Below are 783 nucleotides of genomic sequence, written 5' to 3' on the forward strand. Positions count from 1 at the left end.
CCTCCGCTGACCTGCCTCTACCACGCCCCACGCGTTCCACCACATACTCTGAGGGGCGTCGTTCGTGGATCGCTTACGTTTCACTTTGATTACCACGCGCGTGCAGCGACCGCGTAGTCGCTAGCCCTGAGCTTGCCCCCGAAAAACGAATCCCTTGCTGAGCGTTTAAACTCAAGCAAGGAGAGTCAAGAAGATGAGCAAGACGAAGCGGGCGCGCTACACGCTCGAATTCAAACTGGAAGCGATTCGGCTGGTCAGGGCCGGCCAGAGCGTCGCGGCGGTGGCTGCGACGCTGGACGTGCCAACGCAGTCGATATCCAACTGGGTCAAGGCTGAGCAGGAAGGCAAGCTCGGCGGAGCCGGTACAAAGCCGGTCAGTGCGGAGCAGATGGAATTGTCGAGACTTCGTGCCGAAGTGGCGCGCCTGAAGATGGAGCGTGACATCCTAAAAAAGGCGTGCGCGTACTTCGCGAAGGACTCGACGTGAAGTACGCCTTTATCGAACGCAATCGTCGCCACTGGCCGATTTCGGTGTTGTGCGAGGTGCTGGAAGTCAGCCCCAGCGGTTTTCATCAGCGGCGGCAACGCGCCGCTCAGGACAAGCCGCAGCGCAGTCGCGTGAGCAACGACGCGCTGCTGGCACACATCAAGGCGATTCACGCGGAGGTCAAGGGCGAATACGGTTGGCCGCGCATGTGGAAAGAGCGTATCCGCTAATTTACGCACACCGTAGCGAGAATTGTTCGCAATGACTGGGCGAGCGTAGGCGCATCGCGACGATCG

The 783-nt window shown here is 60.0% G+C and carries 1 pseudogene; it reads left to right on the plus strand.

Features of this window, described 5'->3' with window-relative positions:
• Positions 1 to 193: 193 nt before the first annotated feature.
• Positions 194 to 705 (plus strand): annotated as a pseudogene (locus AWB78_RS45695) (transposase); the annotation flags it as partial.
• Positions 706 to 783 lie beyond the last annotated feature (78 nt).

It is taken from the genome of Caballeronia calidae (assembly GCF_900044055.2).
In the GTDB taxonomy this organism is placed as follows: domain Bacteria; phylum Pseudomonadota; class Gammaproteobacteria; order Burkholderiales; family Burkholderiaceae; genus Caballeronia; species Caballeronia calidae.